At 73.1% G+C, this 18713-nt stretch carries 12 protein-coding genes; 10 read left to right on the forward strand and 2 right to left on the reverse strand.

Annotated features, from left to right (window positions below; all coding sequences use genetic code 11):
* Positions 1–139 precede the first annotated feature (139 nt).
* The 8 genes from ACZ7EG_RS04890 (at position 140) to ACZ7EG_RS04925 (ending at position 14248) form a co-directional block, all read left to right on the forward strand.
* Entirely contained in the window at positions 140–1552 is a 1413-nt protein-coding gene (locus ACZ7EG_RS04890) for an ABC transporter substrate-binding protein (protein WP_471072288.1), read from the forward strand.
* Between the two features lie 4 nt (positions 1553–1556).
* Complete coding sequence (locus ACZ7EG_RS04895) at positions 1557–2903, forward strand: carbohydrate ABC transporter permease (protein WP_471072291.1); 1347 nt, start codon at positions 1557–1559, stop codon at positions 2901–2903.
* Positions 2900–3760 (forward strand): carbohydrate ABC transporter permease, encoded by an 861-nt coding sequence (locus ACZ7EG_RS04900; RefSeq protein ID WP_471072294.1) that lies wholly within the window; start codon positions 2900–2902, stop codon positions 3758–3760. The genes ACZ7EG_RS04895 and ACZ7EG_RS04900 overlap by 4 nt, the downstream gene beginning before the upstream one ends.
* A 143-nt stretch (positions 3761–3903) precedes the next feature.
* On the forward strand, positions 3904–6165 hold the full coding sequence (locus ACZ7EG_RS04905; RefSeq protein WP_471072297.1) for a bifunctional glycosyltransferase/CDP-glycerol:glycerophosphate glycerophosphotransferase: 2262 nt from the start codon (positions 3904–3906) through the stop codon (positions 6163–6165).
* 165 nt (positions 6166–6330) lie between these two features.
* Entirely contained in the window at positions 6331–8529 is a 2199-nt protein-coding gene (locus ACZ7EG_RS04910) for a bifunctional glycosyltransferase/CDP-glycerol:glycerophosphate glycerophosphotransferase (protein WP_471072300.1), read from the forward strand.
* A gap of 8 nt (positions 8530–8537) precedes the next feature.
* On the forward strand, positions 8538–10778 hold the full coding sequence (locus ACZ7EG_RS04915) for a bifunctional glycosyltransferase/CDP-glycerol:glycerophosphate glycerophosphotransferase (protein ID WP_471072303.1): 2241 nt from the start codon (positions 8538–8540) through the stop codon (positions 10776–10778).
* Positions 10775–12616, forward strand: coding sequence for an arabinofuranosyltransferase AftB family protein (locus ACZ7EG_RS04920; RefSeq protein WP_471072306.1), 1842 nt, complete (start codon positions 10775–10777; stop codon positions 12614–12616). The genes ACZ7EG_RS04915 and ACZ7EG_RS04920 overlap by 4 nt, the downstream gene beginning before the upstream one ends.
* A 72-nt stretch (positions 12617–12688) precedes the next feature.
* Positions 12689–14248: a hypothetical protein gene (locus ACZ7EG_RS04925; RefSeq protein ID WP_471072309.1), complete on the forward strand. Its 1560-nt coding sequence runs from the start codon at positions 12689–12691 to the stop codon at positions 14246–14248.
* 19 nt (positions 14249–14267) lie between these two features.
* Here ACZ7EG_RS04925 and ACZ7EG_RS04930 read toward each other — a convergent pair whose 3' ends face one another.
* Positions 14268–14681, reverse strand: a complete 414-nt coding sequence (locus ACZ7EG_RS04930; RefSeq protein WP_033308229.1) for an organic hydroperoxide resistance protein — start codon at positions 14679–14681, stop codon at positions 14268–14270.
* A 95-nt stretch (positions 14682–14776) separates the two neighbouring features.
* Here ACZ7EG_RS04930 and ACZ7EG_RS04935 point away from each other — a divergent pair, with 95 nt between their 5' ends.
* A complete protein-coding gene (locus tag ACZ7EG_RS04935) occupies positions 14777–15295 on the forward strand; it encodes a MarR family winged helix-turn-helix transcriptional regulator (RefSeq protein WP_471072312.1) in 519 nt (172 codons plus the stop codon).
* Here ACZ7EG_RS04935 and ACZ7EG_RS04940 read toward each other — a convergent pair.
* Entirely contained in the window at positions 15222–16775 is a 1554-nt protein-coding gene (locus tag ACZ7EG_RS04940; protein ID WP_471072315.1) for a glycosyltransferase family 39 protein, read from the reverse strand. The two genes, ACZ7EG_RS04935 and ACZ7EG_RS04940, sit on opposite strands and share 74 nt — an antisense overlap.
* 145 nt (positions 16776–16920) lie before the next feature.
* Here ACZ7EG_RS04940 and ACZ7EG_RS04945 point away from each other — a divergent pair, with 145 nt between their 5' ends.
* Complete coding sequence (locus ACZ7EG_RS04945) at positions 16921–18636, forward strand: glycosyltransferase family 2 protein (protein WP_471072318.1); 1716 nt, start codon at positions 16921–16923, stop codon at positions 18634–18636.
* Positions 18637–18713: the final 77 nt, after the last annotated feature.

Genomic DNA, 18713 nt, shown 5'->3' on the forward strand with positions numbered 1-18713 from the left:
CGCGTCCCTGGTCACGAGGGAGTCACGATCCCCCGCTTGACAGCGGATGCCATCTTGCCGCCCCCGCACACCCGGGCGTAGACCAGATCGCACGGGAGCGCGCTCGACGTTCGACGAGGAACGAAGAAGCGGGGCAGTCATGCGCATGACGAGCAGCACCATCCGGACACGCTGGTCGCCCGAGCGGGACACGGCGACCCCCCAGAGCCGCAGAGCCGTCAAGGCCGCGGCCGCCGTCGCGGCGGGAGCCCTCGCGCTCTCGCTCAGCGCCTGCGGAAGCAGCGACAGCGACAGCAGTGGAAGCACGGGCGACACCACGGAAACCGCCGGCAGCGTCACCCTTCCCAAGCTGGACGGGACGAGCCTCGAGGTCGCCGCCGTGTGGACCGGCACCGAACAGGACAACTTCAAGAAGGTCCTGCAGGAGTTCGAGAAGCGCACGGGCGCCAAGGTCACGTTCGTGCCCGCACAGGACCCGATCATCAACTTCATCGGCTCGAAGGTGGCCGGCGGGCAGCCGCCGGACATCGTGATGCTGCCGCAGCCGGGCGCCATCAAGCAGGCCGTCGACAAGGGCTGGGCCAAGCCGCTGGGCTCCGACACCGTCAAGGAGCTCGGCGAGAACTACTCGCAGGGCTGGCAGGACATCGGCAAGGTGAACGGCAAGCCGTACGGCGTCTACTACAAGGCCGCCAACAAGTCCCTGATCTGGTACAACAACCAGGTCTTCGAGAACGCGGGGGCCAGTGAGCCCGAGACCTGGCCGGACCTGCTCAACACCGCGCAGACGGTCTTCGACTCCGGCGTCACCCCGTTCTCCATCGGCGGGGCCGAGGGCTGGACGCTGACCGACTGGTTCGAGAACGTCTACCTCTCCCAGGCCGGCCCGGAGAAGTACGACCAGCTGGCCAAGCACGAGATCAAGTGGACGGACCCGTCCGTGAAGGACGCGCTGACCACCCTCGCGCAGGTCTGGGGCAAGCCCGACTGGATCGCCGGCGGGGCGAACGGGGCGCTGCAGACGGACTTCCCGGCGTCCGTCACGCAGGTCTTCACCGGCGGGGACCAGCCCAAGGCGGCCATGGTCGCGGCGGGTGACTTCGCGCAGGTCAACATCCCGTCGAGCATGAAGATCGGGACGGACGCGAAGGTGTTCCCGTTCCCGGCCGTGGGTGACCAGGGTCCGGTGGTCTCGGGCGGCGACGCGGCCGTGATCCTGGAGGACTCGAAGGGCTCGCAGGCCCTGGCGACCTGGCTCGCCTCGCCCGACGCGGCGCAGATCCAGGCCGAGCTGGGCGGCTACCTCTCGCCGAACAAGAACGTGCCGAACTCCGCGTACCCGAACGCGGTGCAGCAGAAGATCGCCAAGGCGCTCATCGACGCCGGTGACGACTTCCGCTTCGACATGTCCGATCAGGCCCCGCAGGCCTTCGGCGGTACGCCCGGCAAGGGCGAGTGGAAGATCCTGCAGGACTTCCTGAAGAACCCGAAGGACGTCGCGGGGACGCAGGCGAAGCTGGAGGCCGAAGCAGCCGCGGCGTACGGGAACTGACGTCATGACGTCGGTTTCGGCGGCAGGGGGCACCAAGCCCCCTGCCGCTCCCAAGTCGCGCAAGAGTGTGACCGGTACCCGCAGGACCGTCGCGGCGCTGTTCCTGCTGCCCGCGCTGGTCCTGCTCGGCGCGCTCGTGGTGTACCCGATCGGGTACTCGGTCGTGCGCAGCTTCTACGACCAGTCCGGTGACGGCTTCGCCGGAATAGACAACTACAAGGCCCTCTTCACCGACGAGGGCATCCGCACCGCGCTGAAGAACAACATCATCTGGGTGGTGTTCGCGCCGACGATCGCGACCGCGCTCGGCCTGATCTTCGCGGTGCTGACCGAACGGGTGCGCTGGGGCACGGCGTTCAAGCTGGTCGTCTTCATGCCGATGGCGATCTCGATGCTGGCGGCGGGCATCATCTTCCGCCTGGTGTACGACCAGGATCCGGACAAGGGGGTCGCGAACGCGGTGTGGGTGGGCGTCCACGACACGTTCGCCCAGGCGTCGGCGTTCCCGAAGGCCCACCCGGGCCGCGAATCGCCGCTGAAGCCGGCCGGCGGGGGCGCGTTCATCACCACGTCGCCCGTCCGCACGGGCGAGGCGGTCTCGCTCCCCCTGGTGGGTGTGGCGCCGGATCTGATGCCCGACGGCGCGAAGGCCGCGGTGGCGCCGAAGCCCGGATCGGACAAGATCACGGGCACGACCTGGCAGGACTTCACGCGCGGCAAGGGCGTCGGCACACTCAACAGTGTCGACCCGTCCGAGCTGGGCTACGCCGGCATGCGGGTCGAGGCCGTGAAGGACGGCAAGGTCGTCGCGTCGACGACGGCCGCAGGCGACGGCACCTTCACCCTGCCGGCCTCCGCCGACGGGGCCCAACTCCGGCTCCCGGCGAGCAACTTCAAGGAACCGTACAACGGCCTGGACTGGCTCGGCCCGTCCCTGGTCACCCCGGCCATCATCGGCTCGTACATCTGGATGTGGGCGGGATTCGCGATGGTGCTGATCGCGGCCGGGCTCGCGAGTGTGCCCCGGGAGCTGCTGGAGGCGGCCCGGGTCGACGGCGCGAGCGAGTGGCAGGTGTTCAGACGCGTCACGGTGCCGCTGCTGGCACCGGTCCTCGCGGTCGTCGCCGTCACCTTGATGATCAACGTGCTGAAGATCTTCGACCTGGTCTTCATCATCGCTCCGGGCTCCTCCCAGGACGACGCGAACGTCCTCGCCTTGGAGCTGTACCGCAAGGGCTTCTCCGAGGACCAGCCGGGCATCGCCAGCGCCATCTCGGTGTTCCTGCTGCTGCTCGTGATCCCGGTGATGTGGTTCAACGTGCGTCGGCTCAGGCGGGAGGTGCGGCGATGAAGGCCACGCAGTCGCTGGGATCGCGGCTCGCCGAGGGGGTCGGCGGCGGGCTGCTGCGGGTGTTCCTCATCGTCATCGGACTGTTCTGGCTGGTGCCCACGATCGGGCTGCTGCTGTCCAGTCTCCGTGCGCCGGAGGACATCGCGGCGAGCGGCTGGTGGAAGGTGTTCACCGAGCCCTCGCAGCTCACCTTCGACAGCTACCAGAAGCTGCTGGAGAACGAGGACATCACCAGCAGCCTGCTGAACACGGTGTGGATCACCGTGCCCGCGACCCTGCTGGTGGTGATCATCGGGTCGCTGGCCGGCTACGCCTTCGCGTGGATGGAGTTCCCGGGCCGGGACTGGTGGTTCCTGGGCGTGGTCGGTCTGCTGGTCGTGCCCGTGCAGGTGGCGCTGATCCCGATCGCCGAACTCTTCGGCAAGATCGGCGTCTTCGGCTCGGTGCTGGGCGTGGTGCTCTTCCACGTCGGTTTCGGACTGCCGTTCGCGGTGTTCCTGCTGCGGAACTTCTTCGCGGAGATCCCGAGGGAGCTGCTGGAGGCGGCGCGCCTGGACGGGGCGGGTGAACTGCGCCTGTTCTTCCGTGTCGTGATGCCTCTCGGCGCCCCGGCGATCGCCGCGCTCGGCATCTTCCAGTTCCTGTGGGTGTGGAACGACCTGCTGGTCGCGCTGATCTTCTCGGACTCCGGGAGCCAGCCGATCACGGTCGCACTGCAGACGCAGGTACGGCAGTTCGGCAACAACATCGACGTGCTGGCACCCGGCGCGTTCATCTCGATGGTGGTCCCGCTGGCCGTCTTCTTCGCGTTCCAGCGGCAGTTCGTGTCCGGCGTGATGGCGGGCGCGGTCAAGTAGCGAGCAGAGCACGGTAGTCGAAGGGGTGGGCCGAGGGACGGCCCGCCCCTTCCGCGTTCCCCCGGATGCCGTAGCCACCGTAACCAAGTCGGCCCATCGGCCGTTCCCGGGCCGAACGCCCGCGCCGACCGATGGATGGCCTCTTGCCCAGGTTCAGTGTCATTGTCCCCGCGTACCAGGTTCAGGCGTACCTGCACGAGTGCCTCGAATCGGTGCTCTCCCAGTCCTGTCCCGATCTGGAACTGATCGTCGTCGACGACTGCTCGCCGGACGCGTGCGGTGCGATCATCGACGAGTTCGCCGCCCGCGACACGCGCGTACGCCCCGTCCATCTGCCAAAGAACGTGGGCCTGGGCCGCGCGAGAAACGCCGGCGTGGCGCACGCGAGCGGCGACTACCTGCTGTTCCTGGACAGCGACGACACCCTCACGCCCGACGCGCTCCGGTCGATCGCCGACCGGCTGAAGGAGACGGGCGAGCCGGACGTGCTGGTCTTCGACTACGCGCGCACCTACTGGACGGGGGAGGCGATCCGCAACCAGGCGGCCCTGCAGCTCACCGAGCAGGGCCCGGCGCCGTTCCGCCTGGAGGACCGGCCGGGGCTGCTGCGGCTGCTGATGGTCGCCTGGAACAAGGCCTACCGGCGGGAGTTCGTGGAGGAGGGGGGCTTCGTCTTCCCGCCCGGCGTCTACGAGGACACGCCCTGGACGTACCCGGTGCTGATGACCGCCGAGTCGATCGCGACCCTCGACCGGGTCTGTGTGCACTACCGGCAGCGGCGGCAGGGCAGCATCCTGCGCACCACCAGCGAACGGCACTTCGACGTCTTCGAGCAGTACGACCGGGTCTTCGCCTATCTCGACGAGCGCCCCGAACTGGCCCGGTGGCGGCCGGTGTTGTTCCGCCGCATGGTGCATCATCTGGTGGTCGTGTACTCCCGGCGGGACCGGCTGCCCCGGGGCTCGCGCGCCGACTTCCTGCGCCGGGCCCGCGCCCACTACCGCCGCTACCGCACCCCCGGCGCCCCCGTGCCCCTGCGCTGCCGGATCCACCACGTCCTGATCCGCTTCGGCCTGCACCGCACCTACCGCACCCTCCAGCTGGCGTCGGCCCTGCACCGCGCCACCGCCCGGACCACCGGGAAGGTGCTGCGGGGCCTGCGGTCGGCGGCCCTCAGGACCCACTACCGCGTGCAGCGCTGCCTGCCGCTGCGCGCCGACCGCGCCGTCTTCGCCGCCTACGACGGCCGCGGCCACGGCTGCAACCCGGGCGCGCTGGAGGCCGCGTTCCGCGACCTCGCGCCGCACATCCGCACGGCGTGGATCGCCCGCCCCGAACACCACCACACGATCCCGCCCGGCCCGCGCCGCCTCGTCCCCGGGACGGCCGCCTACTGGACGGCGCTCGCCCGCTCCCGCTACCTGGTCAGCAACACCGGCTTCGACGACCGGCTGGCCAAGCGCCGGGGCCAGGTCCTGATCCAGACCGGGCACGGCACCCCGCTCGGCCACATCGGCCTCGACCTCCAGGAGCGCCCCGCGGCGGCCCGCGGCCGTGACTTCGCGCGGCTGCTGAAGGACGTCGACCGGTGGGACTACGTGCTGTCCGCCAACCGCCACACCACACTGACGAACGAGCGCGTCCACCCCGGCCGCTACACCACGCTGGAGTACGGCTACCCCCGCAACGACGTGTTCCGGACGGCCACCCCGGCGGACGTGGCCCGGCTGCGCGCCTCGCTGGGCATCCCGCGGGGCGCGGTGGCGATCCTGTACGCGCCGACCCACCGCGACTACCGCCGTTCCCAGCGTCACGCCCTCGACCTCCAGCGGATCGTGCGCCGCCTCGGTCCGCGTTTCGTCGTCCTGGCCCGCGCCCACCACGCCTACGACGCCCCGCTGACCAGCACCTGCGGCCGGGTCGTCGACGTCTCCGGCCACCCGAGCGTCGAGTCGCTCTGCCTGGCCTCGGACGCCCTGGTCACGGACTACTCGTCGCTGATGTTCGACTACGCCAACCTGGACCGGCCGATCGTCGTCCTCGCCGACGACTGGGAGGCGTACGACGCGGCCCGCGGCACCTACTTCGACCTGCGCGACGTCCCGCCGGGCGCGATCGCCCGCGGCGAGGACGAGCTGATCGACATCTTCGCCACCGGCCACTGGCGCGGCTCCCGCTCGGCCCAGCTGCGGGCGGCGTTCCGCGAGCGGTTCTGCACGTACGACGACGGGCGGGCCGCCGAGCGGGTGGTGCGCCGGGTCGTGCTCGGGGAGTCGGAGCTGCCGCCGGTCGTGCCGCTCGGCGAGCGGCGCCCGGTGCCCTCGGCGGCGGCCTCGCTGACGCGTGAGCCGCTCACCACGGTGCTGCTGCCGACCGGTCCCCACGCCGTCACCGACAGCCTCTGACCACGGTTCGCCCTCGGGGAGTCCGCATGCCCTCCAGCCCGTCGCGGCCGACGCCCTCCCGGCCGCCCTCCTGGCGGCCGTCGGGGCGTCCGGGACGCCCGCGCGCCGGGTGAGGCGGCCCGCCTCCCCCGCCTTGTGAAGACCGCCCTCGACAGAAAGAGCAGAATGCCCCGCTTCAGCATCGTCGTCCCGTCCCATGGGGTCGCGGGCCGGCTGTCCCTGGCGCTGGACTCCGTCCTCGCCCAGTCGTTCGGCGACTTCGAGCTGATCCCGGTGTGCGACGCGCCCGACGCACCGGCGGCGGACGTCGTCGCCGGGTACGCCGAGCGGGACTCCCGGGTGACACCGGTGCACTCGCCGCCGTCGGACGGACTGGCCGGGGCCCGCAACACCGGGCTCCGGGCGGCCGTCGGCGGCCATGTGCTGTTCCTCGACGGCGACGACGTCCTGGTCCCAGGGGCGCTGGCGGCCCTGGACGCCCGGCTGGGCGAGACCGGGGACGTGGACGTCCTGTACGCCGAGCACGAGCGCACCCCCTGGTGGGAGGGCGAGCCGACCAACCCGGCCGCGCCCCTGCTGGTCAGGACGCCGGACGGGGCCTTCTCCCCCGGCCGGGCCCCGCGGCTGACGGGCGTGGCGCTCCCGGCGTGGAGCGCGCTGTACCGCCGGGCCTTCCTCACCGAGCAGGGCATCGCCTTCCCCGGGAACCACTACACCGACGTCGGTTTCGGCGGGCTGGTCGCCCTGCGGGCGGAGCGGGTGGCGGTGCTGCGCGCGGTCGTCGTCCGGCATCTGCTGCGCCGGCAGGGCAACCGGCTCGGCCTGCCCGGCGATCACCACACCGAGCTGCTCGACCAGTGCGAGCTGGTGCTGGCACAGGCGGCGGAGCAGGGGCTTTCGGCGGACCGTCTGTCGCCGCTGTTCGAGCAGCTCTTCGCCGCCGTGCTGAAGACGGCCGCCCATCCACGACGGCTGACGTCCGGACGCCGGGCCTTCTTCCGGCGGGCGAGCGCGCTCTACCGGCGGCACCGCCCGGCCGGTTACCGGACGCCCGGCGGCAGCCTCGGCGTCCAGCACCGGCTGCTGGCCTCCGGGTCGTACCCGGCGTTCCGCGCCCTGCGCGCCGCCAACCGGACGGCGCTGCGGGCCGCCGCGCTGCTCCCCCGCCCACGGGGGCTGCGCACCCGGCTGCGCTATGCGCTCGGCCTGCGTCTCCCGCTCGAGAAGAACCTCGTCGTGTACTGCGCGTACTGGGGCCGCGGCTACGTCTGCAACCCGGCCGCGATCCACGCCAAGGCCCGCGAACTCGCGCCGCACCTGCGCGCGGTGTTCCTGGTCGAACCGGACGCGGTGGGCAGCGTGCCGCCGGACGTGGAGTACGCGGTGATCGGCAGCCGGAAGTACTGGCAGGTGCTGGCCCGCGCCGGGTACCTCGTCAACAACGCCAACTTCGCGGACGCCGTGGTCAAGCGCCCCGGCAGCGTGCACCTCCAGACCCAGCACGGCACCCCGCTGAAGACGATGGGCGCCGACCAGGCGACGTACCCCGTGGTGGCCGCGGCGACCGGCAGCATCGCCAGGCTGCTGGCCCGGGTGGACCGCTGGGACTACAACCTGACCTCCAACCGGCACTCCACCGAGATGTGGGAGCGGGCGTTCCCGAGCGCGCACGAGACGCTCGAGTACGGCTATCCGCGCAACGACGTCTACTGCACGGCGTCCGCCGAGGACGTGGCCCGCGTCCGCAAGGAACTGGGCGTCCCCGACGGCAAGAAGGCCCTGCTGTACGCGCCCACGCACCGCGACTACGCCACGGGCTTCGAGACCGGCCTGGACCTGTCGGAGTTCTGCGAGGCGATCGGCGACGACTACGTGGTGCTGCTGCGCGCCCACTACTTCTACGACCAGGGGCCCGGAAGGGGCGGCGGGCGGATCATCGACGTCACCGGGCACCGCTCGTCGGAGGACGTGTGCCTGGCCGCGGACGCCCTGATCACGGACTACTCGTCGATCATGTTCGACTACGCCAACCTGGACCGGCCGATCGTCGTGTACGCCGACGACTGGGACGTCTACCGGGAGACCCGGGGCGTCTACTTCGACCTGATGGAGCTCCCGCCCGGCCGGGTCGCGCGGACCCCCGAGGAGCTGGCGACCGTCTTCCGCGACGGCTCCTGGGCGGACGAGACCGCCACGTCCCTGCGGGCCGCGTTCCGGGAGCGCTTCTGCCAGTTCGACGACGGTCGGGCCGCCGAACGCGTCGTGCGCCGGGTGCTGCTGGGGGAGCCGCCCGAGTCGATCCCGCCGGTGGTCCCGCTCGCGGAGCGCGTCCCGGCCCCCGCCGCCACCCTCGTGAGGAGCTGACCGAAGAAGTGCCCCGCTTCAGCATCATCGTCCCCGTCTACAAGGTGCAGGGCTTCCTGCGCGAGTGTCTCGACTCGGTGCTCGGCCAGTCCCACGGCGACTTCGAGGTGATCGCCGTGGACGACCGCTCGCCCGACGGCAGCGGCGCCATCCTCGACGCGTACGCCGCCCGCGACGACCGGGTGCGGGTGCTGCACCTGCCCGAGAACGTGGGCCTCGGCCGGGCCCGCAACGCCGGTCTCGCGCAGGCGGCCGGTGACTACGTGCTGTTCCTGGACAGCGACGACCACTACACGCCGGGCCTGCTGGCCGCCGTCGCCGCCCGGCTGGCGGCGACCGACGACCCGGACATCCTGGTCTTCGACCATGTGCGCACCCACTGGTGGGGCCGGGGCGGGCGCAGCGAGGCGGCGGGCCTGCTGGCCGCGGCGGGCCTGGAGACGTTCGGCATCCGGGAGAGCCCGCAGTATCTGAACCTGTTCCTGGTCGCCTGGAACAAGGCCTACCGGCGGTCGTTCTTCCAGGAGCACGGCCTTCAGTACGCGGCGGGGCTGTACGAGGACGCGCCGGTCACCTACCGGTCGATGGTGCTGGCCGAGCGCATCGCCTGCCTGGACCGGATCGGCGTGGAGTACCGCCAGCGCCGGCAGGGCGCGATCACGAAGACGCCCGGGCGCCGGCACTTCGACATCTTCGCGCAGTACGAGGGGCTGTTCACATTCCTGGAGCAGCGCCCGGACCTCGACTGGGCGCGGCCGCTGCTGCTGGAGCGGGCGCTGGACCACATGCTGTTCGTGCTGGCCCGCGAGGACCGGGTCCGGCCCGCCGACCGGGGCGACTTCTACCGCGAGATCCGCTCCTTCCACCGCCGTCACCTCCCCGAGGGCGGCTTCCCTCGGCCGGACGGCTGGCGCGGGATGGAGATGCGGCTGCTGGCCTCGGCGCCCTACGCGTCGTACGCGGCGGCGCGCGGGCTGCGGGACCTGCGCGCAGCCGCCCTGGGCGGGCGGCGACGGGTGGCGAAGAGGGCCTCGGAGGCGGCCCTGCGCGGCTGGTACGGGGCCCGGTCGAAGCGTCCCCTCGACCCGCACCTCGCGGTCTACTCCGCGACCCACCACCGGGGGGTGACCGGTGATCCGGCCGCGATCCACGAGAAGGCACGTGAGATCGCCCCGCACATCCGGGGCGTGTGGGTGGTGCGGGAGGACGCCGTGGACGCCCTGCCGCCCGGCATCGAGTACGTGGCGCCGGGCTCGCGGCGCTACCACGAGGTCATGGCGCGGGCCACGTACTGGGTGAACAACGTCAACTGGCCGGGCACCCTGGTCAAGCGGCCCGGGAGCGTGCACATCCACACCCACCAGGGCACCCCGCTGAAGTACATGGGCGCCGACCTGCTGACCAAGCCGGGCGCCCGGCACGGCTTCGACGTGCCGCAGATGCTGCGCCGGGCGGACCGCTGGGACTACAGCCTGGTCGCGGGGCGGCACGCGGAGCAGGCGTGGGAGCGGGCGTACCCGTGTCACTTCACCTCGCTGCGGACCGGCAGCCCGCGCAACGACGTGCTGGTCGGCGCCGGTCCGGAGCGGGGGCTGGAGGTGCGCGAGCGGCTCGGCATCCCGGCCGACCACACGGTCGTGCTGTACGCGCCGACCCGCCGTGACTACCGGCGGGGCGGCCATGTCGACCGGTTCGACCTCGCCCGGTTCGCCGAGGACCTGGGCCCCGGGCACACGCTGGTCGTCCGGCTGCACCCGTCGCTCGCGGCGGGTGTCGCGCGGGGCCTGGGCCTGGCCGACCTGCACCGGCGGGGGGTGCTGGTGGACGCGACCGACGAGCAGCACGTCGAGGACGTGCTGCTCGCCTCCGACGTGCTGGTCACCGACTACTCCGCCCTGCTGTTCGACTACGCCCTGCTGGACCGGCCGATCGTCGTCCACGCCGACGACTGGGGCGCGTTCGCGGCGAGCCGGGGCGCCTACTTCGACATCACGGCCGACGCGCCGGGCCATGTGTCGCGCTCGTACCGCGAGCTGGCCTGGCTGTTCGCGTCCGGCACCTGGCAGGACGCGGAGGCGGCGCGGCTGCGCTCCGGTTTCCGGGAGCGGTACTGCGAGTTCGAGGACGGGCGGGCCGCCGAGCGGGTCGTCCGGCTGCTGATGCTGGGCGAGCGGGGCGGGGCGCTGCTGCCCGTGGCCCGCCGGATGGAGGGCGTCCGCACGCGACCCGAGGCGCTGATCGAGGGATGAGGACTCCCGCGACCCCCGAGGCCGTCCCCTCCCTGCCCGGCCAGCGGGCCTCCTCGGCCCGGCCGGCCGACGTGGCCGAGCGGCTGCGGCCGGTGCGCCGGTGGCACGCCGCCCTGGTCGCCGTGCCCACCGCGGCCCTGTTCGTGCTGGGCTACCGGCGCCGCTGGATCTGCGACGACGGGCTCATCTACTTGCGCCCGGTCCGGCAGATCCTGGCGGGCAACGGGCCGGTGTTCAACGTCGGGGAGCGGGCGGAGAGTTCGACCGGCACCCTCTGGCAGTGGCTGCTCGCGCTCGTCACCTGGGTCGCCGGCGAGGACCCGGCGTTCCTCGCGGTCGGACTGGGGCTGCTGCTGAGCACCGCCGGGTTCGCCTTCGCCCTGCTCGCCACGTGCCGGCTGCACCGGGGCGCCGGACCGCTGCTCCCGGCGGGCGTGTTCGTGCTGCTTGCCGTGCCGCCGTTCTGGTCGTACATGACGTCGGGTCTGGAGAGCGGTCTCGGCACCTTCTGGACCGGCCTGTCGTGGTGGCTGCTGACGCGGACCCGGCGTGGGCAGAAAGCTCAGGGGACGTGCACGGCCGCCTTCGTGTTCGGGCTGGGTCCGCTGGTCCGGCCCGATCTCGCGGTGGTCACGGCGTGCTTCCTGGCCGCCCAGTGGTGGGTGCTGCGCCCTTCCCGGCGCGGTACGGCGGCGATGCTGGCGTCGGCGGGAGCGGTGCCGCTGGCGTACGAGGTCTTCCGGGCGGGGTACTACGGGATCCTGGTGCCGCTGCCCGCCATCGCCAAGGAGGCGAGTGCCAGCGACTGGAGCCGGGGCGCCGGGTATGTGCAGGAGACGCTCGGGCCGTACTGGCTGTGGCCCGTCGTCCCGGTGCTCGGGGCGCTGGCCGTGCTGCTGGTGCGGCGCGCCCGCCGGGAGCAGCGGGGCCGCGTCACGGGGCGGGCCTCGCTCGCGGTGCTGCTGGCGCCGCTCGCCGCGGGCCTGCTGCTGGCCGGGTACGTCGTGCGCGTCGGCGGCGACTACATGCACGCCCGCATGATCCTGCCCGCGCTGGTGCTGCTGCTCCTGCCGGTGCTGGTCGTGCCGGCGACCAGGGTCACCGGTGCCGCGAGCGTGCTGCTGGCGGTGTGGCTGTGCGCGGCGGTCAGCCCGCTGCGGGCGCCGTTCGACGTGCGCAGCACGCCCGGGTCGTTCAACGTGCGCAGTTCCGACGTGGAGGGCCTCGGCGACCACAACCCGGTGCGCACCGCCACCTGGGTGGCCAACTGGCCCGCCCTGCCCGAGGGGCGCGCCATGCTGGCCCGGGCGGAGCGTGCGCCCGGGCCGACGCTGCTCTACTTCGACGCCGGACGGCGGCTGCACGCGACGCCGATGCGCGAGGACTCCCCGTACCGGGTGGTGATCGTGGGCCGTCACCTCGGCGTGACGGGAGCGGCGGCGCCGCTGGACGCCTACGTCAACGACGCCTGGGGGCTGGCCAGTCCGATCGGTGCGCATCTGGCGCTGGAGCGGTGGAGCTGGCCGGGGCACGAGAAGTTCCTGCGCAACTACTGGGTCTTCGCCGAGTGGGCGGCGAAGCACCCGCCGCAGCGCGACCTGCTGCGGGCCGGGGCCTCACGGGAGGCGGTCCTGGCGGCCCGTGCCGCGCTGGGCTGCGGCGAACTCGCCGAGCTGCGGGAATCGGTGCGCGCCCCGCTCACCGCCGAGCGGTTCTGGCGCAACCTCACCGGGGCGGTCGAGCGGACGCGGTTCCGCTTCGCGCGCTGGCCGGCGGCGGCGCAGCAGGCGCTGTGCGACGGACGGTCGGCAGGTGGGGGCAGCGGCCTCACCCGATGAAGTGATCCGGGGTCAGGGCATGCGTAGGGGCGGGAACATTCGGCGCATGTCCCAGACCCCCTTCACCCTCCTGTGAGCGCCCCGGTCCTGGTCCGGCGGGCTGTGCGCGGCGCGACCGCACTGCGCGGCGGCCGTGTCGGCAGGCTCACCCCGTACCGGTTCTACGGCGCGCTGTTCTGGCTGGTGATGACGCTGGCGTACTGGCGGATCCCGCTGTGCTGCGACGCCGGGCAGCACGCGGCGGTCATCGAGCGGCTCAAGGACGATCTGCTGCACCCGGCCCACACCATGGCGGACCTGCCGGGCGAGGGCAGCCCGTACTACGGGCCGTACGCCGTCGCCCAGGGCGTTGTGGCGCGGCTGACGGGGCTGTCCGGCTGGGAGGTCGTGAAACTCGCCGGGCCGGTGCACCTGCTGGTGCTGCTGACGGGGATCGGCCGCTTCGTCAGGACCCTCACCCCGCGTCCCTGGGCGCCGGTGTGGGCCCTGCTGTTCATGACGCTGCTGTGGGGCAGCACGCGGATCTTGTGGAGCGGCTACCTCGGGCTGATGTCGATGACGACGAACCTGGGCTACCCGTCCACGATCGCCATCGGCCTGACGTTCTGGGCGTGGGCCTGGACCGGCACCCGGGCGCGGGACGACGCCCCCGCCGTGCGGTTCGTCGGTCCGAGCGGGCTCGGCGGCTGGTGGGGGTACGCCGGGATCGGCGCCCTGTACGGGCTGATCCTGCTCACCCACCCCGTGACGGCGGCCTCGGCGCTCACCGGGGCGGCGGCGGTCGTGGCGGCCCGGCAGCGCGGCTGGCGCCGCCCGGTCGTGGCCCGCTGGGCCCTCACCGGGGCGGTCTGCGCGGCGGTCGCGGTGGCGTGGCCGTACTACGACGTGCTGACGCTGGTCGGTGACACCGGCATGGACGCGATGCACCGGCAGCTGTACGAGAGGATGCTCGCCAATTCCTGGCTCGCGCTGCTCGGCCTGCCCGCGCTGTGGGCCCGGGTCCGCAGGTCGGCGCGTGATCCGCTGGTCTGGATGTTCCTGCTGGAGTGCCTGCTGGTGGCGTACGGCTGGGCGAGCGGGCGCTACACGTACGCCCGGGCCCTGTGGGCCGTGCTGGTGCCGCTGCAGTTCGCCCTGGCGGTGGAGCTGGCGGCGCCCAGGCCCTGGCGGCGGGCCAGGCGGGTGCTGGGCGGGGTGGCGGCGGCCGGGGTGTGCGTCGGGTTCGTCACCGTGCACGCCGGGGCGGTCGTGCCGCGCTCGGTCGACCCGGTGGGGTTCACGCAGCCGACGCGCTGGCCGTCGTACGACTGGGCCGCGCGGCACATCGGGCCCGGCGAGGTGGTGATCACCGACGGGTACTTCGCCTCGCACGCCATCGCCGGGTACGGGCCGAACCTCGCCGCGCCCATCTGGCCCGACCCCGCCCTGGACGAGCGGCGGCGGGAACGCCGGGCGGCCGACGTCCGCGCCTATCTCGCCCCGGGCTCGACCCGCGCCGAGCGGTCCGCCGTCGTCCGCCGCTACCACGTGCGGTGGCTGCTGCTGACGCGCTGGCACCCGGTGCCCGAGGAGGCCGTGGTGGTGGCGTGGAGCCGCCGGACGGGGGAGGTGCTGGCGCGGGTCGGGGGGTGAGGTCCGATGCCCTTGAGACCTACTCGATGACGAGGTCGACCTCGATGTTGCCGCGGGTGGCGTTGGAGTACGGGCAGACCTGGTGGGCCTGCTCGACCAGCTTGCGGCCGGTCGCCTCGTCCACGCTGTCGGGCAGCTCCACGCGGAGGGTGACGGCGAGTCCGAAGCCCTCGCCCTGCTTGCCTATGGAGACCTCGGCGGTCACGGCGGCGTCGCTGACGTCGACCTTGGCCGCGCGGCCGACGAGGCCGAGGGCGCTGCCGAAGCAGGCGGCGTAACCGGCGGCGAAGAGCTGCTCGGGGTTGGTGCCCTGGCCGTTGCCGCCCATCGCCTGGGGCACGCCCAGGGCGAGGTCCAGCACGCCGTCGGAGCTGACGGCGCGGCCGTCGCGGCCGTGGGTGGCGGTGGCGACAGCGGTGTAGAGCGCGTCCATGGAAGACCTTCCCTCTCACGTCATGGTTCGGCGGCCCGCTTCCGGGCCGCCCGACACCCAGAATTAGAGCACACAATTAAGTTGTGCGCAATTGAATGGTGGGCGCGGGCTACCCTGGAGGCATGAACACGCCCGACGACGACTGGCTCCGGCTGGACCAGCAGATCTGCTTCTCCCTGCACGCGGCCTCCCGCGCCTTCAACGGCGTCTACCGCCAGATCCTCAAGGACCTCGGCCTCACCTACCCGCAGTACCTGGTGATGCTCGTGCTCTGGGAGCACGACGAGCTGCCCGTGAAGAAGCTCGGCGAGCACCTGCGTCTCGACTCCGGCACGCTGTCGCCGCTGCTGAAGCGGCTGGAGGCGGCCGGCCTGGTGCGCCGGGAGCGCAGTGCGCGCGACGAGCGGTCGGTGGAGGTGCGACTGACCGAGGAGGGCGTCGCGCTGCGCGGACGGGCGCTTCAGGTGCCGCGCCGGATCGCCTCCTCGACCGGCTTCGGCCCCGAGGAGGTCCGCGCCCTGCGCGCCCGCCTCGACGAGCTCACCACCGCACTCGACGCGGCCGCGGCGCTCGCGGAGCCGCAGGGCGGCTCGCCGGGAACCGGGCCGTCGTAGCCGCACCGGGCGGGATGCCGGCCGGCCGCCGCCGGACGTGGAGGCGGAGGACCACTCCGTCCTGGGTGTGTTCCTCCCGGACGGTGAACTCCTCCCTCAGGAGGGCGAGCTTGGTCCGCTCGACCGGATCGGCCGGGAGCCGGCGCGGGTTCAGCACGTGCGCCTCGGCGACGACCCAGACGCGGTCCACCGTGGCGAGCCGCCGGCGCAGTTCCCCGGGGGTCGCCTCCCGGCCCCACAGCGTCGCGGAGCGGGGCGCGGACTCCCGCAGTGCGATGTCCCGCGCCCGCCGGAACCCCTTCGGGTAGGCCAGCGCGGCGAGCCTGCCGACCGACGGCACGAACAGCACCGGGTCACCGGGGCGCAGCTGGCGGACGGCGAGCGCGGAGACCACGGCGAGGTTGTCCGGGCGGTGGGCGGCGGAACGGTCCTTGCGGTACACGGGCAGCTGGGCCAGGAAGGTGACGGTGAGGGCGAGAACGCCGGTGACGCCCACGACGGCCCGCACCCGTCGTCCGCCGACCCGCGTCCGCCTGCCGTCGAACCGCACCCGCCCCAGCGCCCGGCCCACTCGCCCGGCCCCTGCCGCGACCAGCAGGGACGCGCCCGCCAGCGAGTAGAGCACGTACCGGTCGTGATAGAGCGGCCGGATCTGCGACACGGTCATCAGGATCCCCGGCGGCACGAGCAGCAGCGGCACCGCGACCGCGGCCGTGCGCCGCTCCCGGAGTCCCACGGCCATCAGCAGCAGCGCGCCCCAGAACACCGGCCCCGCCGGACCGGGAGTGAAGTTCCGGGCGAGCCGCTCGACCCGGTCCCACCCGGGCGGCACCAGCCACGCCACCTGCCCGGCCTGCCCCTGCGACACCCACACCAGCGGCAGCAGAAGCAGTGCCGCCGCCCCCGCCGCGCGCCCCCAGCCGGACCACACCGTCCTCGGCGCCCGCAGCAGCGCCAGCGTCAGCGCGTGCGCGCCCAGCACCGGCACCGCCAGCTCGTGCAGCGCACAGGTCAGGGCGACGACCGTCCCGTATCCCCACCAAACCCGGGCCCCCGCCCCCTCCGCGGCCCTCAGGAGCAGCAGCGTCGCCCCTGCCACACCCCCCGCGACAAGCGCGTACGACCGTCCCTCCTGGGCGTAGTGGCCGGTCATCGGGGTGATCGCATAGAGGACACCGGCCAACAGGCCGACCCGGGGCCCGGCCAGCCGGACGCCCAGGGCCGCGACCAGGCCGGCGGTCGCCGTCGCCGCGCACACCGACGGAAGGCGCAGCACGACCTCGTCCGGGTGGACGGTGAGGACGGCGTGCATGAACAGGTAGTACAGGCCGTGCACCGCGTCCACGTCGTGCAGCAGCCGCCAGATCTGCGGCACCGTGCGCTGCGCGACCTGGAAGGTGACGCTCTCGTCCCCCCACATGCCGCCGCGGTCCAGTCCCCACAGCCCGGTCGCCAGCATCACCGCCATGGGAACCGCCACGGGCGTCACCCCGGTGGCGAACCTGCCGCTCCCCCTCGACTGTCCGCTCTTCACGGCCCGATTCTGCGCTGAACAAGAGACTTCGCATTGGTTTGATGGTGTGTTATCACTTTCATGTCATTCGCCCGGCTTACGATCCGCCGTGATGAATGCCGAGAGTGAGACCGAGAGTGTGACCGGGACGGACGCCGGGAGACCGCTCGCCGAGGTCGCCGTCGTGGTGATCGGTTTCGACGACGCCGCCCATGTGACGGACGCCGTGCGCTCGGCGCTCGGCCAGGGGCCGGCCGTGCGCGAGGTGGTGGCCGTCGACGACTGCTCCAAGGACGGCAGCGCCGGCCTGCTGGAACGGCTCGCCGCCTCGGAACCCCGCCTGAAGGTGATCCGCCGCCGGGTCAACAGCGGCGGCTGCGGTACCCCGCGCAACACCGGGCTCGGCGCGGTGACCTCGCCGTACGTGATGTTCCTGGACAGCGACGACATCCTGCCGCCCGGCGCGGTCGAGGCGCTGCTCCGAGCGGCGCAGGGCGCGCACGCGGAGGTCGCGGGCGGCCTGTGCGTACGCCGGGAACTGCCGTCGGGGCGCGAAGTCCCCTGGCAGGAGCGCCTCTACGCGCTGCACGCCGTGGTGCCGCACCCCGCGCGGCGACCGCGCCTGGTCCACGACACGCTCTGCGTCAACAAGCTCTACCGCACCGACTTCCTGCGCGCGCACGGCATCCGCTTCCCCGAGGGCCGCTTCCCGTACGAGGACGTCGTCTTCACCGCCCGCGTGCTGGCCGCGGCCCCGCGTATCGCCCTGGTCCCGGACCGGGTCTACCTCTGGCACGTGCGCCGGTCCGCCGGGCGGCTGTCGATCTCCCTCGACCGGGCCGGTGTCGAGAACTGGCGGGCCCGTACCGAGGCGTGCCGGCAGGCGCACGAGGTGCTGCTGGGCGCCGGGCAGAAGGAACTCGCGCGGGCCGTGCGCGCCAAGTTCCTCGACCACGACCTTCGGATGTACGTGCGGGAACTGATGTTGCGTGACGCCGCTTACCGGCGCGCATGGTGGGAGCTCACGCGGGCGCACCTCGCGGAGTACGACGCCGACGACTGGGCCCGCAACCCGGCCGCTCCCGGCCGGCTGGTCGGGCGGGTCGTCCTGGCCTCCCCGGAGCCGTGCGACCTGCCCCGGCTGCGGGAGCTCGCGGCCCGCCCGGCCCGCCTGTGCCCGCCGTACGCCCGTGCCGCGGACGGCACGCCCGTCTGGTCGCACGGGCTCCCGCAGGTCTCCCTGGAGCCCCTGCAGGCCCGGCCGGTGCGTGCGCTGCCCCTCGCCGTCGACGGGGAGCTGCGGCTGCGGCCGGGCGCGCGGGGCACCCGGCTTCGGCTGCGGCTGCGGCTGCGGCTGCGGCTGCACGAGCTGTACGGGCGGGTGGCGCAGGCGGGCCCGGAGGCGGTGGAGGTGGAGTGGCGGCACCGGGACGACGGTGAGGTCGTGGTCCGGGGTGCGAGCGCGGCGCTCGTGCCGTGTGCGGGGGCGCACCCCGAGGCTCCGCGGACCGCCGGCCCCGACGGCCACGAGGCCTCCTGGTCGGCGGAGACGGCCGTCGACCTCGCCGCACTGGCCGCGCTCGGCGCGGGCACCTGGGACCTGCGCCTTCGCGTCCGCTTCCGCGACGGCGCGAGCCGGGACGTCACGGCGCACGCTCTCGCGGGCGCCGGTCTGCTGCGCCGCAGCGCCGTCCCGAGCGCCCGGCAGGGCGTGGTACTCGTACAGCCGTACTCCACCCACTCCGGTGCGCTGGCGCTGCGGGTGGCTCCCGGCGTACGCGGTGTGCTGTCGGTCGTACGCGCACGACTGCGCCGCCTGCTTCACTGAGGGCACGACGACAGCGACGAATGCGACGAATCAGCGCGCAGCACCACCACCACGGGCCAACTGACGAGGGGACGGCC

The organism is Streptomyces sp. NPDC037100 (assembly GCF_055606225.1).